Raw genomic sequence first — 17,265 nt, 5'->3', positions numbered from 1 at the left:
AGCCGAATTGAAACCGACACCTCGTAACTATTTTTGCTCACCATGACAAATACCCTATCTGCTTCAAAACTTAACGAACTCGTCGATTCCCATCAAGCAAAAATAGCGGTCGTCGGCCTCGGCTACGTCGGTCTACCGCTTGCGTTGGCCTATTCTGGCGACGGATATCGCACGACCGGTTTTGACATCGACGATAAGAAAGTCGACGCGATCAACAGTGGTAAAAGTTACATCAAACACATTGACGGTGAACTGATTAGAGATCAGGTCAAGGCCGGGGCATTGTCGGCAACCACGGATTTCTCGACCCTAAAAGAAATGGACGCCATCATTCTGTGCGTTCCAACCCCGCTGGATCATCACTTTGAACCCGATCTGTCGTACGTGATCAGTACAATCGAAGCAATTTTGCCGCACCTTCGCAGCGGTCAAACGATCAGCTTGGAAAGTACTACGTATCCAGGCACCACCGAAGAAGAAATCGTATCGCGAATTGAAGCTGCCGGATTCAAGGTCGGTACCGATGTTCACGTTGTATACTCGCCCGAACGTGAAGATCCAGGCAATCCCGAATTCGCGGCGACCAATATTCCTAAGGTGGTCGGCGGTCACACTGCGCAGTGTCTTGCCGCTGGCGAAGCCCTCTATGGAAGCGTTTTTGATCAGGTGGTACCGGTTAGCAGTACTCAGGTCGCGGAACTGACCAAGCTGCTGGAAAACATTTACCGCAGCGTCAACATCGGACTGGTTAACGAACTAAAAGTCGTCGCCGATTCGATGGGAATCGATATCTGGGAAGTCATTCAGGCGGCCAGTACCAAACCGTTTGGTTTCAAGGCGTTTTATCCGGGACCGGGGCTGGGCGGACACTGCATTCCGATCGACCCGTTCTACCTGACCTGGAAAGCACGCGAGTATGGAGTCCACACGCGATTCATCGAACTCGCTGGTGAGATCAATCGTGCTATGCCTGCCCACGTCGTACATCGATGTGCAGAGGCATTGAATAAGCAAAAGAAATCTGTTAACGGCAGCAAGATCTTGCTGGTTGGGCTCGCCTACAAGCCCAACGTGGACGATGACCGCGAATCACCATCGTACGAACTGATGGATCGTTTAGCTGCACAGGGGGCAGCTGTCAGCTACCACGATCCCTACGTGCCGGTAATCCGCCCATCACGCGAGCATTCTCACTGGGCGGGCACGCCAAGCGTGTCCTGGGACAAAGGGACAATCAACCAATACGACCTTGTTCTGATTTCGACCTGGCATGAATGTTTAGACATCAACGAGTTAGCCGAGTGGTCAACTTTCATCGTTGACACGCGCAACGCGACCGCCAGCTTGCCCCAGGTAATCCGCGATACAAAAACACTCAAGGCCTAGCGGCTCACTTGTCAGCCGCTGGCGCTAGCCACGGGCGCTAGCCACGGGCGCCATCCAGTATCCAATCGTCACCATTGCCGTCGTCAAGACAGTCCCTAGCGGGGCATGACAAACAAATCGCAACGCGTTCTTTCTCACGACTACCCCCCCCACACAGCTACATTTCCGTCCATTGTCCGATTCAAAAACTTACCTTGTCACCGGCGCCGCTGGCTTCATCGCCTCCCGAGTCTGCGCCTTCCTGCTTGAATCTGGTCATCAAGTCATCGGAATTGACAACCTGAATGACTACTACGACATCAGCCTAAAGCAGCATCGTCTGGACTCCCTGAAGCACGACCGATTTGCGTTCGTAAAAATTGACATTGAAGACCAAGCCGCGCTGTCAAGCCTTTTTGACAAGTATCGGTTCGACGCAGTGTTGAACCTAGCCGCTCGGGCTGGTGTTCGGTACAGCATGGAGAACCCTCATGTGTACATGACGACCAATGCGATGGGATCGCTCAATCTCCTGGAGCAAATGCGTCGGCGCGACGTCAAGAAGTACGTCCTAGCGTCAACTTCATCGCTGTATGCCGGCCAGCCGATGCCATTCGTTGAAACGCTGCCTGTGAATACGCCAATCTCACCCTACGCGGCGTCCAAGAAGTCTGCCGAAGCGATGGCATACGCTTACCATCATTTGTACGAAATTGATGTCTCCGTATGCCGGTACTTCACGGTTTATGGGCCCGCAGGGCGACCTGACATGTGTGTGTTCCGATTCATCAAATGGATTGATGAAGGAACACCGATCGAATTGTTCGGTGATGGTGAACAGTCACGTGACTTTACGTTCGTGGACGACATTGCACGAGGAACAATTGCAGCGACCAAAGACGTTGGATATGAGGTCATTAATCTAGGTGGTGGTGGCGAGCCCGTTTCGCTGAACACAATTATTGCGACGCTTGAAACGATGCTTAGAAAAAAGGCCACAAAGACGCATGAAACGTTTCACAAGGCCGATATCAAAACAACAGCGGCTGACATCAACCGGGCCCACCAGTTGCTAGGTTGGGCGCCGCAAACGTCGCTCGACGAGGGGCTGCAGTTGTGTGTTAATTGGCACAACAGCAACAAGCCCTGGTCCAACCAGATCGAGCTGCCCTAGCCATTAGCAGAAGAGCCGGAGAATCCATGGCGAGGCGGCCAGTGACTCGCCAAGTGAAAGGACTGTTTCCGTCCCTCCCGAACCACAAAACTGATACGCTGATGTGAATCGGCGTGACCGAACCGCGTACGACGAAGATACAAAATAATGCAATTCATCGACCTGAAAACCCAATACGAAACGTACCAAGCTGCCATCGACGCTCGGATGAATGCAGTGATGCAACATGGTCGATTTATCATGGGCCCCGAAATTGCCGAATGCGAGGCAGCATTGGCGGAGTACTCGGGTGCCAGGCACTGCATCACTGTTTCAAGCGGAACTCACAGCTTAGAAATCGCGTTACGAACGCTCAAGATTGGCCCTGGCGACGAAGTGATCACGGTTCCGTTCACCTGGATCAGCAGTAGTGAGGTCGTCTTGCTGGTGGGCGCAACGGCGGTGTTTGTTGACATCGATCCGGTCACGTTCAATATCGATTTAGATCAAGTCGAGGCCGCGATCACGCCTCGCACAAAAGCGATCCTGCCAGTCTGCTTGTTTGGCCAGGTGCCTGATATGAAGCGACTGAACGAGATAGCGGACCGGCATGGTATTCCAGTCCTTGAGGATGCCGCGCAGAGTTTCGGCGCGACGCAGGACGGCAAACGCAGCGGCGCCATGTCTACAATTGGCAGCACGAGTTTCTTTCCTGCCAAACCGCTGGGTTGCTACGGCGACGGCGGGGCCCTATTCACTGACGACGATGAACTCGCGACGGCGATGAGAGCTGTTCGCACGCACGGTGGAACTCGACGTCACCATCACACGCTCGTCGGGACCAACGGACGCTTCGACACCCTACAAGCCGCAGTGATTCTCGCCAAACTCCCTCATTTTCAGAACGAAGTCGAAGCACGAGGACGGATCGGGGCCCGCTACTCGGATTTGCTTCGCGGTGTCTGTGTTGTGCCGGAAGTGATCGATGGAAACACCCATGTCTATGCCCAGTACACGATTCGGGTTCCTGATCGGGACGCGATGGCGGCAAGCCTGAAGGAGAAAGGCATCCCGTCAGCCGTCTATTATCCCAAGTGCTTGCATGAGCAGCCGGTCTTTGCCGACCTTGGTTACCAGTACGGCGATTTTCCTGAATCGGAAAAGGCCAGCAAGGAAGTGCTCAGTCTGCCAATGCACCCGTTTCTTAGCGAAGCAGACCAGGACAAGGTCGTTGAAGCAGTAAAAGCGGCCTGCTGAGCGTTTGCGTCTGTTAGTTCGCCCTGATGCGCACGCAAGCCAAGAGCGACTTTCGTTCTGGCCGGAATGAAATCACGACTCTGAACTCGACTCACAATCGAATGCCGGCCCACGCAAATCGTTTGGGCAAAAACAAAACTCACATCGACACATAACCACTTGAACAATATGACTAAACCGAATCTCGCTCTCATTGGTGCTGGGTATTGGGGCAAGAACCTTGCACGCAACTTCCTCGCTCTCGACGCGCTTCATACGCTTTGCGATTCGAGCGACGAGATCCTTGCGAGTTACGGAGACGAGTATTCTGGCGTTGCAAAGACTGCCGCCTTTGATGAAATCATCAGCAATCCAGAAATACGCAAAGTTGCGATTGCGACACCGGCAGCAACCCACTTTGAACTCGCTAGCGCCGCAATTGTTGCAGGGAAAGACGTCTATGTTGAGAAACCGCTTTGCCTTGATACGAAAGAGGCCGTAAAGCTGGTGCGGCTAGCTGAATCCTACGAACGCATTTTGATGGTGGGCCATCTCCTGCAATACCACCCCTACGTCGAAAAGTTAAGTGAATTGGTGGGCGCTGGAGATTTCGGTCGACTGCAGTACATCACTTCCAATCGTCTCAATCTTGGCAAAATTCGGCAAGAAGAAAACTCGTTGTGGAGCTTTGCTCCTCACGACATATCGGTCATTCTTCGATTGGCGGGAGCGATGCCAAAAGCTGTCTTGTGTCATGGTGAGTCGTACCTGACAGAAGGTGTCGCGGACACAACGTTGACCCAACTTGAGTTTGGTGGGAGTCTAAGAGCCCACGTCTACGTCAGTTGGTTGAATCCATTCAAGGAGCAAAAGCTTACCGTAGTCGGGTCGGAAGGTATGGCCGTGTTCGACGACACGAAGCCATGGGAAGAGAAGCTGACCGTTTATCGGAATTACCTGACATGGACTGACGGAAAGGTCCCAATTGCGCAGAAGAACGCTGGTGAGACGGTCGTGGTGCCTCAGTCCGAGCCACTCAAGAATGAGTGCATGCATTTTTTGGAATGCTGTGAAACTAGAACGTCTCCCACGACTGATGGAAAAGAAGGGCTTCAGGTACTTCAAGTACTCAATGCCGCACAGGCGAGTCTCAACGGTGGTGGCCACTCAGTCCCACCGGCTCCAAAGACTTCTTCGCAAAACCAGTTTTACGCGCATGAAAGTGCTGTCGTTGATCCTGGTGCTTCTATCGGGGTCGGCACTAAAGTTTGGCACTTTTCGCACATCAGCAATGATTGCGAAATTGGCGAGAGGTGTAACTTTGGACAAAACGTATTCATCGCGCCCAAGGTAAAAGTTGGGAGTAACGTCAAAATTCAGAACAATGTTTCTATCTATGCAGGGACGACGATTGAGGACGATGTTTTTCTCGGTCCATCCTGTGTGCTAACGAACGTATCCAACCCCAGAAGCGAGGTGGATCGCAGAGGGCTCTATGAGAAAACGACGATACGACGTGGAGCTACGCTTGGCGCAAATTCGACGATTGTCTGCGGAGTTACCATTGGACGATTTGCGTTTGTTGCAGCGGGGGCGGTCGTCACCAAGGATATTCCTGACTATGGATTCGTTCGTGGAGTTCCGGCCAGGCTTTCGGGGTGGATGAGTCGCCATGGAATCCCACTTGAATTTGACGAAAAAGGCGAGGCAGTTTGCCCCGAGTCGAAGCTTCGATACCGGCTTACAGATTCCGAATCCAAAGTTGTTTGTATCGACATTAGTGAAGATAGCGAGTTGTCTCCTGAACTCTCAACAGGCTTGAAGCCGTTCAGAGAATTCCGCGGCGGAAATAAGAACTGAACAAAGAGAGATGAGGGATGTACTTGCTTCCATGACCCCGGAAAGGGCTTGGCAGAGTTTGCGTGCAATTGCGAACCGGCCATTCGTCAAGTCGGTTAGTGTGCTTGCTGGGGGAGCAGCGTTTGCGCAGGCGCTAGCAATTCTTGTCTTGCCTGTGTTAACACGCCTCTACTCTCCAGACGAATTTGGTGTGCTCGGAGTATTCGCGTCCTCGCTGGGCATTTTTAGTGTTGCTGCGTGCCTTCGGTTTGAAATCGCAATTCCGATTCCAGAGCGAGACGACGAAGCGTTACAGATTCTATTTTTGGCCATCGTTGGAGCGCTGACTGCGTTCGCTGGAATCGCTCTGGTGTCACTTGTTGGAATGCGAGCGATTCAAGCCCGTCTAGAATCACCGCTTCCTGAATTTTTTTACTGGCTTTTGCCGGTCGGTGTATTGGGTGCGAGTCTTTACAACGCATTGTTGTACTGGACCACGCGAAAGAAGAACTTCTCGCTTATTGCTCGGACTCGATTGTGGCAGTCAAGTGGAGCGAGCGCCATTCAGGTCGGATTGGGGGTCGCTTGTCTAGGTCCGCTGGGTCTGGTTTTCGGGCAGTTATTCAATAGCCTCGGTGGCTTGTTGTCGTTCTCGCGAGAGTTGTTCAGGGCTGAGCCGAATCTATGGTCGAAAGTCAGCTGGCAAGAAATGAAGAGGCTCTTTGGGGTCTACCGGGCCTTTCCATTGTTCTCGACTTGGGAGGCTTTGGTGAACGGAGCAAGCCTTCATTTGCCGATCCTGTTTCTCGTAGCCCTTGTGGGAGACACAGAGGTTGGATTCTTGTTTCTTGCCTTGAAGCTAACGCAAATTCCCTCGACGCTGATTGGTGCAGCTATTGGGCAGGTCTACTTGACCGAGGCGCCTCTCGCTCAGCGCGAGGGCCGGTTGGGAGAGTTCAATTTAAGGGTGATCGGTGGCATCCTAAAGACAGGTGTTGGTCCATTGCTGTTTGCGGGACTGCTCGCACCTAACGTGTTACATGTCGTGTTGGGCGACGAATATGATCGCGTTGGTCATCTTGTTGTATGGCTACTGCCGCTGGCAATTACTCAGCTAATAGTGGCTCCCGTTTCCATGTGCCTTCATGTCCTGAAGAAGACTGGAGTTGCTTTATCACTGCAGATTTTCGGGCTCATATTGCGATGCTGGGCAGTCATGTTTCCCTTTTGGGGACTTGACGCGGTTGAGTGTTATGCGATTACCGGCTGGGTTTTCTATTCTCTGTATCTTGTTGTCGTCCTATTCCAGGCTTCGCCAAAAATCGCATGGGTAGCCAAGGAGCTAAGGGCGGGAATCGCAATCACCGTGTTTTGGGGTTTCCTTGCAACGCTCACCATTTTTTTGCTGGGCTACTTCGGTCCCACGCTATTTAAAAACACTATCGAACTGAATGTTTAAAGGATCTTTAAATTGTTATTGCTAGAAACAGATTTTTTTGAAGGCAAGAAAGTTATCGTCACAGGCGGTGCAGGCTTCATTGGATCCCACATTTGTGAGGAACTCATTAAGCTCAGGGCAAATGTCGTTTGCCTTGATAACTTTTCCGCTGGCAAGCGAAGCAATACGCAGCTCCTTGAGTGTGATTTGTTGACGGTCGCCGACAAAGATGTTTGTGATCGCGACGACGATATGAAGGCGCTCTTTGACGGATGTGACATTGTTTTTCACAACGCGGCTTCAAAGAAGAATATTTGTCTCCATGATCCGCAGCGTGATTTGGAAGTGAATGCGGGTGGGACTTTGAACCTATTGCAGTACGCGATGGACCACAAGGTTTCCAAATTTGTGCATGCGTCAACGGGTTCCGTCTACGGCGAGCCGCAGATTTTCCCCAGTACCGAAACGCACCCTCTTGAGCCAGTGTCCTACTACGGAGTTTCAAAGCTAGCCGGCGAACGGTATGTGGATGTTTTTCATAAACTATATGGACTCGACTCCACGATCCTACGGTACTTTCATGTCTACGGGCCAAGGCAGGAATCGAATGAGTTTGGCGGAGTCGTCTCCATTTTTCTTCGCAACATCATGGAAGGAAAGAACCCGGTCGTCTTTGGCCACGGGGAGCAGGTTCGCTCCTTCACTTGGGTGAAGGACCTCGTTGAAGTCAATTTGCGGTCTGCGATGAATTCTGTCGCGACGGGAAAGGTCTACAATGCAGCCTCCGGGATTCAAGTCTCGATCAATGAGTTGGCGGCGAACATGCTCAAAATTCTGGATCCCAACGACAAGCTATCTGTTGAACACGGTGATCCCTTGATCGGCGACATTATGCAGTTCGATATTTCAAATGAGACCGTGGTCAAGGACCTAGGCGTGACATTCAATAAGGACTTTTGGGGGACTTTGAAATTGGCCCTGGCAGACACTTCTGCGTTCCTAGGCCAATAACGCCGAACAGGCATTGAGAAAACGCCTGAACGGTTTCTTATGCGAGTGTTGTTGAATCAGGAAAGTGACAAATGCGGCACGGCGACGTGCTGCTGTGTCACCGGCTGGTACATGACTGCTTAGCGCAGTTCATTGCTTCTGGATTGTTTGTTTCGGCCAATGAAGTTGCTGCTAAGGTCGCAGCTTTTGCCAGCGAGGCATAAAGCACCACCAACACGCGTGGGAAGGTTGGCGGTTTCGAAGACGTACCGAATGGGTAAGAAAAACTGACCGGCTCGGAATTCATTTTCGGTACTCGGCTTAGGCAAAACGCTGTAGCAGGTCGTTGGTCGGTATTGATTGACGACGCCGTCGTCGCATCGAGGTTGAAATGGGAGGACTGAAGAATGGGGATTAAACAAAAAGTGCTTTATCGGGTTTATCTTCTGATTAAAATCGTTGATTTCCCATTGTTCGATCTTTTACGGGTTCGGCTCGTGCAGGCACTTTTGGGGAAACGCTCAAAAAACTTATTGTTTCGAGCCAATATTGTTTTTCATGGATTTGAGAACATCGTCCTGGGCGATGACGTTTCCATCAATCACGGTTGCTTTGTGTCGGGGCAAGGCGGGTTAACAATCGGCGACTACGTTGCCATTGGTCACAACACATCGATCATCACGACAGAACACACGTTTGCCGATGCGGGCACGCCCATCAAATATCAGCCCGTGGAAAAACGACCCGTTTCGATTGGCAGCAATGTTTGGATTGGAGCAAACGTAACTATTTTGGGCGGCGTTTCAATTGCAAACAACACGATCGTGGCAGCGGGTGCTGTGGTGACGAAAAGTGTTGAAAAAGAGTTTACGATCATCGGCGGAGTGCCCGCTAAGTTCATTAAGGATTTCAGCGGATCCGCAAGTGTTCACGCAAACTGAGTATAGAGTCATGATTGAAGTAACACGGCATTCCCACATCTGCGGTCCTCCCTGAAACTGGAATAAGCACAGCGGCAATTGCAGTCTTGCTATTGCGTCAGCTTTCACCTTCGAGACGCGTTTGAACTTGCGATATTCGCTCGGTTGTAGACTGGCCGTGAATTCTGTTCCCCGTTTGACAATCGACGCGTTATGAACTTAGACGGCAAAAATACATGAAGATACTAGTAACCGGCGGTGCAGGATTTATCGGCACCAATTTGACTCGCTACTTGCTGATGCAATGCAATCATCAAGTCGTTGTGTATGACAAGCTAACTTACGCGGGAAATCGCGGGTCGTTATCTGATTTGGAAAACCACCCAGGTTTTCAATTTGTACAGGGTGATGTTTGCGACGGAGATTTGTTCGCAAGTGTGCTGGAACAGCATCGGCCAAACGCCATCATGCATTTGGCTGCCGAATCGCACGTGGATCGTTCGATCGATGGACCAGAAGCGTTCATCCAAACGAATGTTGTGGGAACATTTAAACTATTGAATGCAGCCAAGAGCTACTACCAGCAATTGGAAGGCGCCGACAAAGATCGTTTTCGGCTTTTGCATGTTTCGACAGACGAGGTGTTTGGTTCACTTGCAATGGACGCTCCGGCTTTTTGCGAATCGACTGCGTACGACCCGCACTCACCGTATTCGGCCAGCAAAGCATCGTCGGATCATTTGGTTCGGGCCTGGCAAGATACTTATGGCCTTCCGGTCTTGATTACCAACTGCAGTAATAATTACGGGCCATTTCAATTTCCGGAAAAACTAATTCCGGTCGTGATCATGAAATGTCTACGATCGGAGTCGATACCGATTTATGGAAAAGGCGAGAACATTCGAGATTGGTTATATGTGGAAGATCATGCCCGCGCTCTTGAAAGGGTGCTTGACCGAGGTCAGGTCGGCGAAACTTATGCCATAGGCGGCGACAACGAACTTACCAATCTTGAGTTGGTACAACAAATTTGTAGTTTGATGGACGAGCTGCGTCCAAGATCGGCCGACGGCAAATCACCAGAAGACAGTCGCTATTCTTCGCTAATCACGTTTGTCACAGACCGTCCAGGACACGATATGAGATATGCGATCAACGCGTCAAAAATAAAGCAAGAGCTTCAATGGGCTCCACTGCAAAACGCTGAATCAGGCTTCCGTCAAACCGTCAAATGGTATTTGGACAATAGCATTTGGCTGGAAAATATCCTCTCCGGTGGTTACCAATTGGAACGAATAGGAGGCGTCAATGTACAATCGTAAAGGAATCATTCTCGCAGGCGGTTCTGGCACGCGACTACACCCGGTCACGATTGCAACTAGCAAGCAGTTGCTGCCAGTCTACGACAAGCCGATGATCTACTATCCCTTGTCTGTGTTGATGCTGGCCGGTATTCGAGAGGTTTTAATCATTTCGACGCCGACGGACCTCCCGGTTTACGAGCGGACGTTGGGAGACGGATCTGATTTTGGCATCAAGCTTGCGTACGCCGTCCAGCCTAAGCCTGAGGGACTGGCGCAAGCATTTGTCATTGGCGAAGAGTTCATTGGTGACTCTTGTGTCACGCTTATTCTCGGCGATAACATTTTTTACGGCCAGGGATTCTCTCCCAAGCTTCATTCAGCGTTTCAGCAGGAAACTGGGGCGACTGTTTTTGGTTACGAGGTGCATGACCCGGAGCGATATGGGGTAGTGGAATTCAACGACGATGGCACTGCTATTTCGATCGAAGAAAAACCAAGTGAGCCCAAGTCGAATTTTGCGGTCACCGGCTTGTATTTTTACGACAATCAGGTCGTCGATATCGCCAAGTCAGTTAAGCCATCAGCGCGCGGGGAGTTGGAGATTACTTCGGTGAATCAAGAGTACCTTCGGCGTAGTCAGCTTAAAGTGGAGATGCTCGGACGCGGTCATACTTGGCTTGATACTGGAACTCATGACAGTTTGCTGGACGCTTCCATGTTTGTAAGGACGATCCAACACCATCAAGGTTTTCAGGTTGCGTGCTTGGAAGAGATTGGATTTAAAAACGGATGGTTGGCTGCAGGGCAGATTTTGGAACGGTTTGCCGAGTCCAAAACCGACTACGGGCGTTATTTGGTAAACTTGACTCGGTAGCCTTTTGTCATCGACACGGCGATTTTGAGAACTTTAGAGAATGATTCATCCATCGGCTGATGTCCAAGCGAATCAAATTGGTGAACAGACTCGCGTGTGGCAGTTCGTGGTGATTTTGCCCGAAGCGGTCATAGGAAATGATTGCAACATTTGCTCCCATTGTTTCGTCGAAAACAAAGTTTTGGTCGGTGATCGAGTCACCATCAAATGCGGTGTTCAGCTATGGGATGGAGTTACTCTGGAAGATGATGTTTTTGTTGGACCCAATGTCACCTTTACAAACGATGTCTTGCCTCGAAGCCAAAAGTACCCTGGCGAGTTTGCCAAGACTCTAGTGAAACATCGAGCTTCCATTGGAGGAAACGCCACAATACTGCCAGGCATAACGATTGGCGCAGCGGCGATGATTGGGGCTGGCTCGGTAGTAACCAAAGACGTTCCCGATTTCGCAGTTGTTTGTGGATGTCCAGCCAGAATTCAAGGTTGGATTTGTTTGTGTGGCAACAAACTTGCTACGGGATCCGATCCGATTCGTTGTTCTTGCGGAATGAACTTCAAGATCGAAAACGAAATTCTCATTGTTGATAAAAGATGAGCATTACAGACTGTAAAGTCATTAACTTACCGAAGATTTCGGATCCGCGTGGAAATTTGACCTTCATCGAGGGGCAGTCACATGTTCCGTTTGAAATTAAGAGGGTCTATTACCTGTACGACGTACCTGGCGGCGCGGAGCGAGGTGGGCACGCACATAAAGCACTGCATCAGTTGATCATTGCTATGTCCGGCAGCTTTGACGTCGTGCTTGACGACGGCACTGAAAAGAAGCGGGTGCATCTTAATCGTTCGTATTGCGGGCTCTATGTTTGCCCGATGATGTGGCGTGAGCTTGACAATTTTTCGTCCGGGTCAGTCTGCATGGTTCTAGCATCAAACGCGTACGATGAAGACGACTATTTCCGAGAGTACAGTTCATTCCTTAGTGCCATGAAACCGTCCTGATGAATGTGCCATTTCTTGAGTTGAAACCGGCCTATCTCGAACTCAAGGAAGAGTTTGATGCCGCTTATCACCGCGTGATGAACTCTGGCTGGTACTTGCTTGGGCAAGAACTGGAAGCGTTTGAGGGCGAATACGCTACTTACTGCGAAGCTGAACATTGCATTGGCGTCGCCAGTGGTCTCGATGCATTGGTGCTGGGGCTGCGTGCGTTCGGCATCGGTCCTGGCGATGAAGTGATCGTTCCATCACACACCTTTGTCGCCACATGGTTAGCAGTCAGCCAAGTAGGTGCTGTTCCAGTGCCGATTGAACCTGACTTGCAAACGTACAACATTGATGCGAATCGAATAGAAGCAGCGATTTCACCCCAGACTCGGGCTATTATTCCGGTGCATCTGTACGGTCAACCGGCGGACATGGACCAGATAATGCAAATTGCCGATCAACATAATTTGGTTGTCATCGAAGATGCTGCACAGGCGCAAGGAGCGTTGTACAAGGGCCGAAAAACAGGTTCGCTCGGGCACGCAGCAGCGCACAGTTTCTATCCAGGCAAAAACCTGGGAGCATTCGCTGATGGGGGAGCTGTTACAACGACAGACAGCTCAATTGCAGATCGTGTCCGAATTCTGCGCAACTATGGCTCTAAGATCAAGTATCACTACGAAGAAGCAGGGTTCAATTCTCGACTCGACGAATTGCAAGCCGCGTTTCTAAGAGTTCGGCTGGCGAACCTTGATGAATGGAACGGCCGGCGCCAACAAGTCGCCGCGGCATACACTGATTTATTGACGGGATCGCCTTCCATTACCCTGCCCACCGTTCCTACATGGGCGAATCCGGTTTGGCATCTCTATGTGATACGTGTTTTAAACCGCGATCGGATGCAGTCTCAACTCGCGGAGGTTGGGATCGGCACGCAGATTCATTATCCGATTCCAGCCCATAAAACAAAAGCCTATCCTCAATTCAATGCGGCCTCGCAACCAATTACAGAGTCAATTTCCGAAACCTGCTTGAGCCTGCCGATTGGTCCGCACGTAGATATCGACTACGTCATTGAGTTGCTTAAGAAAAAAGGTGATGTGCTATGCTAACACCGAGTTGTAACCGAGCGACGGTGGTTGAGCAGACAATCACTACTATGATGTTTTTAGACATCGATCTTGATCATGGTTCTTGGAACAAGCCAAGAACTTGTCTCTCCAATGTCGAAGGGTTCCCGTCACTTGACTAAATCGGCGGACACGACAAGCTCAGGGAACGGCACGATTCGCAAACTAATCTACATTTGCTCGTCCTATACATACGACCAAATCTTGGAACGGGACTTGTCGCATGTATTGAAGATTAGGCATCTCGACGGTTATTGGGAAAAAGTTTGGTCAGTTCATCCGGTGGACATACACCCGGAAATGGGTAGCAGTTCGAGTGTCTACGGGCGCCCGATCAATGAGACAGTGTCGGAAGATCACATCTTTGTCAGAGGCCGTTATGGTCGTGTCTCCTGGCTTTCATGGATTCGACATCTTAACGCCGGGTTGGCTCTTGTCAGCCTTCTGTTCCACTTGATTGGAATTGCGCGACACGAAAAAATTAAGACAATACGAGTAGGTGATCCCATACTTGCGGGACTACTTGGTTTGATTGTCGCACGCCTAGTTGGCGGTAAACTCATGGTAAGAATCAACGGAGATCACGACGCTATCCGGAAGAGGACTGGTCGTCCAATAATGCCACGGATGTTTCCATTTATTCGACTTGAAGAAATGGTTGAAAAGCTTGTTTTGTCACGTGCGGATAGCATCTTGTCACCAGGTGAAAACTATCAGGATTTCGCCGTGTCAAAAGGCGCGGATCCAAAAAAGTGTCATATCGTTAGGTTCGGGAATCTTATTGATCCGCGTCATTTAGCTCCTGCTGGTGACCGGCCAAGCATCGAAGATCCGAAGGTAGCAGAGTTTTTCAGTCAACGGCCTGCGCTCGTTCATATTGGACGTCTTATCGAAATCAAGCACGTTCTGGATTGTATCGAAGTCTTGGGTATTTTGACGACGTCAGGGCTTGATGTCGGTCTCTGTTTTATAGGTGACGGGCCTTTACGAGATACAATCAAGGACCGCGCTGTTCAGTTGGGAGTTGGGGACAAAGTCATGATGCTAGGCAACTGTGACCAAGGGGTTATATCACGCATCATCCCCCAAACAGCCGTCGTGCTTTCACCGCTTACAGGTCGTGCTCTTACAGAAGCCGCTTTTGGCGAGGCTGCAATTGTTGCTTACGATTTGGATTGGCAGGGCGATTTGGTTGTCGATGAAATTTCTGGACTGTTGGTTCCAGCGTTTGATAAGCAAGCAATGGCCGATGCAACGATTCGAATCCTAGGCGATAAGGAATTGGCTGCTGAATTTGGTTCAAACGCGAGAAAGCGAGCGTTGGAAATTCTTGCACCAGCGGAGCAAACCGAAATGGAAGTCGCAGCCTATGAATTAATGGGTGCAGAAACTTGAAAATAGTGCACTTGATACCGGCTCTCACCAAAGGTGGTGGTGAACGGGTCATGGTTGACTTGGCAAATAGCTTTGCGCGAGACGGGCATGAAGTTACCGTCGTCGCCGCCTTCAAGGTGGATGAGCGACTGCTTCGCAATACTATCGACGACTCAATTGACGTTCAGTATGTCATTGAAAAGAAAGTCGGGCGGCTTCGACTTCAATTTGAAGGTTTGTTGTGGACTATAAGAAAATTGGGTTGGTTAAGGTCTCATGACATACTGCATTGCCACCTAAGTTTCGCTTCTGTTTTCGGCTCAGTCGTTCATCTCAGCTCTTGGCTTACGAAGAACAAGCAGCCAGCAGTCGTTGAAACCTACCATGCTGTAGGCATGCCCTTTGCAAATTGGAAAAAGAAGATTCACAAATGGCTTGCCAGCCGTCGTGACGCAATAGCGATGATGGCATACGATGAGAGTTGGCAACCTTTCGTCAAACGTCATCCTAGAATTCTGGTTGAGGTTATCCCAAACGGAGTCGATACTTCCTGTGGCAAAGTATCGAATGTAAAGAGGCAAGTGCTTCGGGAATCAATTGGAGTTCCGGATTCGTGTGAGTTGATCATCGGAACTATGGGGCAGTTTCGCCCTGAGCGATTGCCCACGATGTTTGTCGAACTAATGGCAATGATTTCGCATGAAGTTGGTCCTGAAGTTCATTTTTTATTAGTTGGCGACGGCGCTGAATTCGATAACGTGCAAGATGCAATTCGGAATCATGGGCTTGAAGGTCGTATTCACACCCCGGGAGTTGTTAACGATCCAAAGTTGGGAGTGTCGATCATGGATCTATATCTGACTCTTAACGTTGGGTCCGTTACCGGGCTTGCTGCTATCGAGGCAGCTTTTGCCGGAGTGCCGATAGTTGGGTATCAACTTAACGACCAATACGAGATCACATCATCGGACTGGATTTGGACGAGTCGAGATCTTGAGGTTATTGCCAACCGAGCGATAGAGTTGGTTCGCAGTCCAAAGAAACGAAATGAGCTAGGTGAGTCTCAGATGGAATATGCGAAATCGCAACACTCGCTGTCTTCGATGCAATCTAACTATTTCAATCTTTATCAGCGTGCGATCGAGGCTGCCAGTACCAGGTAGTCCCGTTTGCACGGCATTTGAAAAATGAAAATTAGGGTCGTTCATGCTGAGGCAGAAACAACGACCAGTTGCTTTTTATGAGTTCAATAGAGAGGGATTGGGCTGTGGTAAAACAGTCTCATATGCAGGCGGAAAACCGGTGTTGGATTGGATGATCGCTGTTTTCCGATCGATGCATTACCGTAGCGCTGATGGTTTGGCGCACGGGTCGCTGCAGACGCTAAAGGAAGGTTAGGCGCAAATGGATATTGTTATTGGGCTGATAATTGCAGTTGCTGCAATTGGCTCTGCTGATTATTGCATTCGCCGGTTAAGCAGTGCGCACATTGCGCTACACGATCGACGTAATTTGCTCTACTTCGCTCTCTTCGCTTGGGTGGCAATCACGTTCCATCGTTGTTTCATCTGGCTGCCCAGTCATATGCGTGCATCATTTGACGGGCATACTCATGAACGAGCAGCCAGGCGCATCGCTCGCGAACTTCAGCTCGGATCGATGGGTTTAGACGAGCTGGAATGGTTGAGTAATTATGGATACCGAAGCATGATCGGTGTTTTTTATGCACTGACTGATTCTCCCATCTTTGCAACTTACATAATTCATGCGATGGCAGCGTTCATTGGGCTATTGTTGGTCCTTGAATCCGTTGTGCTTGTTTCACGGGTAGAAAAGTTGCCGACTTGGGTGATCTTGTACGCACTTTTTCTTCCCTCGGCGCTGATCTTTACTCCGTGGAATATGAAAGAAGGGCCTGTGCTTTGGGGGATTGGCTTGATTATTAGATTTTCAGTTGCCAGCCTGCCTAATGTTAATTTTCCAAGTCGAACTAAAGTTTTCTATTTCATCTCATTCGTCGGTGCTGCACTTTTCTTCTTGCTTCGCCCACACATTTTTGCAGCTTGGTTGGTTGCTTGTGCTGCCCCTCATGCTCTGTCGTTTAAGAGGCCGGGGTCGGCTTTTTTTTCAGTCTTGATTCTGGGTGTCTCGTTCGTTTTGTTTCTTGGTGCCGTACAAATTCTTGCACCTGGTTTCACCGAACAGGTTGCACAGAGAGGAATCGTCAATCAGTTGGATGCGATGACGGATCAAGACTTGGGTGGCTCAACGATCGTAAGAAATGCGGTTCCGATCCCAGTTCTTAGTGGCCTAGTGTTCATTCTGTTTGAGCCCAATCCGACGACCTGGGGCAATTTCAATTTCGCAATTGTTGGCGTTGAAGCATGGTTTTCAACGCTGATGATTGCGTTTCAGTGGTCTCGAGTCGCTGATAAGAAAAAACTGCTTTTCAGTCCTGCCGTAGTCATCTGTGTCGTGGCTCTTTTAGCCATCAGTTTCTACTTAGGATTCATGTACAACATGGGTCTAATGGTACGTCAGCGGCTTCAGATCATGCCGGCTTGTATCTTGTTGGCGACACTTCCTCTTGGAGTGACGGCGATGAACATTCCTGCGATTTCAAGGCGTCCCGTTGCGTTTCACCGAACATAGCAC

The 17,265-nt window shown here is 50.1% G+C and carries 15 protein-coding genes; all 15 read left to right on the top strand.

Going from position 1 to position 17,265, the window contains the following annotated elements; all coding sequences use genetic code 11:
• The first annotated feature begins 42 nt into the window (after positions 1-42).
• The 15 genes from K239x_RS20250 (at position 43) to K239x_RS20180 (ending at position 17,262) form a co-directional block, all read left to right on the top strand.
• On the top strand, positions 43-1,386 hold the full coding sequence (locus K239x_RS20250; RefSeq protein WP_419189206.1) for a nucleotide sugar dehydrogenase: 1,344 nt from the start codon (positions 43-45) through the stop codon (positions 1,384-1,386).
• A gap of 172 nt (positions 1,387-1,558) precedes the next feature.
• Positions 1,559-2,539: an NAD-dependent epimerase/dehydratase family protein gene (locus K239x_RS20245; protein WP_145420064.1), complete on the top strand. Its 981-nt coding sequence runs from the start codon at positions 1,559-1,561 to the stop codon at positions 2,537-2,539.
• Between the two features lie 147 nt (positions 2,540-2,686).
• Positions 2,687-3,775, top strand: coding sequence for a DegT/DnrJ/EryC1/StrS family aminotransferase (locus tag K239x_RS20240; RefSeq protein WP_145420062.1), 1,089 nt, complete (start codon positions 2,687-2,689; stop codon positions 3,773-3,775).
• Between the two features lie 168 nt (positions 3,776-3,943).
• Positions 3,944-5,614, top strand: a complete 1,671-nt coding sequence (locus tag K239x_RS20235) for a Gfo/Idh/MocA family oxidoreductase (protein ID WP_145420060.1) — start codon at positions 3,944-3,946, stop codon at positions 5,612-5,614.
• A gap of 10 nt (positions 5,615-5,624) precedes the next feature.
• The gene (locus K239x_RS20230; RefSeq protein WP_145420058.1) at positions 5,625-7,052 is read left to right on the top strand and encodes a lipopolysaccharide biosynthesis protein; all 1,428 of its coding nucleotides are present in this window, start codon (positions 5,625-5,627) and stop codon (positions 7,050-7,052) included.
• A 12-nt stretch (positions 7,053-7,064) separates the two neighbouring features.
• Positions 7,065-8,042 carry an NAD-dependent epimerase/dehydratase family protein gene (locus K239x_RS20225; RefSeq protein ID WP_419189205.1) on the top strand — a complete coding sequence of 326 codons (978 nt, stop codon included), beginning with the start codon at positions 7,065-7,067 and terminating at the stop codon, positions 8,040-8,042.
• A 512-nt stretch (positions 8,043-8,554) separates the two neighbouring features.
• On the top strand, positions 8,555-8,962 hold the full coding sequence (locus K239x_RS20220) for an acyltransferase (RefSeq protein ID WP_419189204.1): 408 nt from the start codon (positions 8,555-8,557) through the stop codon (positions 8,960-8,962).
• Between the two features lie 215 nt (positions 8,963-9,177).
• Positions 9,178-10,263: a dTDP-glucose 4,6-dehydratase gene (rfbB, locus tag K239x_RS20215; RefSeq protein WP_145420052.1), complete on the top strand. Its 1,086-nt coding sequence runs from the start codon at positions 9,178-9,180 to the stop codon at positions 10,261-10,263.
• Positions 10,250-11,119 carry a glucose-1-phosphate thymidylyltransferase RfbA gene (rfbA, locus tag K239x_RS20210; protein ID WP_145420050.1) on the top strand — a complete coding sequence of 290 codons (870 nt, stop codon included), beginning with the start codon at positions 10,250-10,252 and terminating at the stop codon, positions 11,117-11,119. The genes rfbB and rfbA overlap by 14 nt, the downstream gene beginning before the upstream one ends.
• A 109-nt stretch (positions 11,120-11,228) precedes the next feature.
• Entirely contained in the window at positions 11,229-11,714 is a 486-nt protein-coding gene (locus K239x_RS20205; protein ID WP_419189203.1) for an acyltransferase, read from the top strand.
• Positions 11,711-12,121, top strand: a complete 411-nt coding sequence (locus K239x_RS20200) for a sugar 3,4-ketoisomerase (protein ID WP_145420046.1) — start codon at positions 11,711-11,713, stop codon at positions 12,119-12,121. Before K239x_RS20205 ends, K239x_RS20200 begins: the two co-directional genes overlap by 4 nt.
• Positions 12,121-13,218: a DegT/DnrJ/EryC1/StrS family aminotransferase gene (locus K239x_RS20195; protein WP_145420044.1), complete on the top strand. Its 1,098-nt coding sequence runs from the start codon at positions 12,121-12,123 to the stop codon at positions 13,216-13,218. The genes K239x_RS20200 and K239x_RS20195 overlap by 1 nt, the downstream gene beginning before the upstream one ends.
• Positions 13,219-13,440: 222 nt before the next feature.
• Positions 13,441-14,631, top strand: a complete 1,191-nt coding sequence (locus tag K239x_RS20190) for a glycosyltransferase (RefSeq protein WP_419189202.1) — start codon at positions 13,441-13,443, stop codon at positions 14,629-14,631.
• Positions 14,632-14,636: 5 nt separating this feature from the next.
• Positions 14,637-15,773, top strand: coding sequence for a glycosyltransferase (locus K239x_RS20185; protein WP_419190102.1), 1,137 nt, complete (start codon positions 14,637-14,639; stop codon positions 15,771-15,773).
• Positions 15,774-16,014: 241 nt separating this feature from the next.
• Positions 16,015-17,262: a hypothetical protein gene (locus K239x_RS20180; RefSeq protein ID WP_145420038.1), complete on the top strand. Its 1,248-nt coding sequence runs from the start codon at positions 16,015-16,017 to the stop codon at positions 17,260-17,262.
• The last annotated feature ends 3 nt before the right edge of the window (positions 17,263-17,265 follow it).

The organism is Stieleria marina (assembly GCA_007741555.1).
Taxonomy (GTDB): Bacteria; Planctomycetota; Planctomycetia; order Pirellulales; family Pirellulaceae; genus K23-9.
The sequence above is the reverse complement of the archived record's forward strand: the minus strand, read 5'-3'. Positions and strand labels throughout refer to the sequence as shown.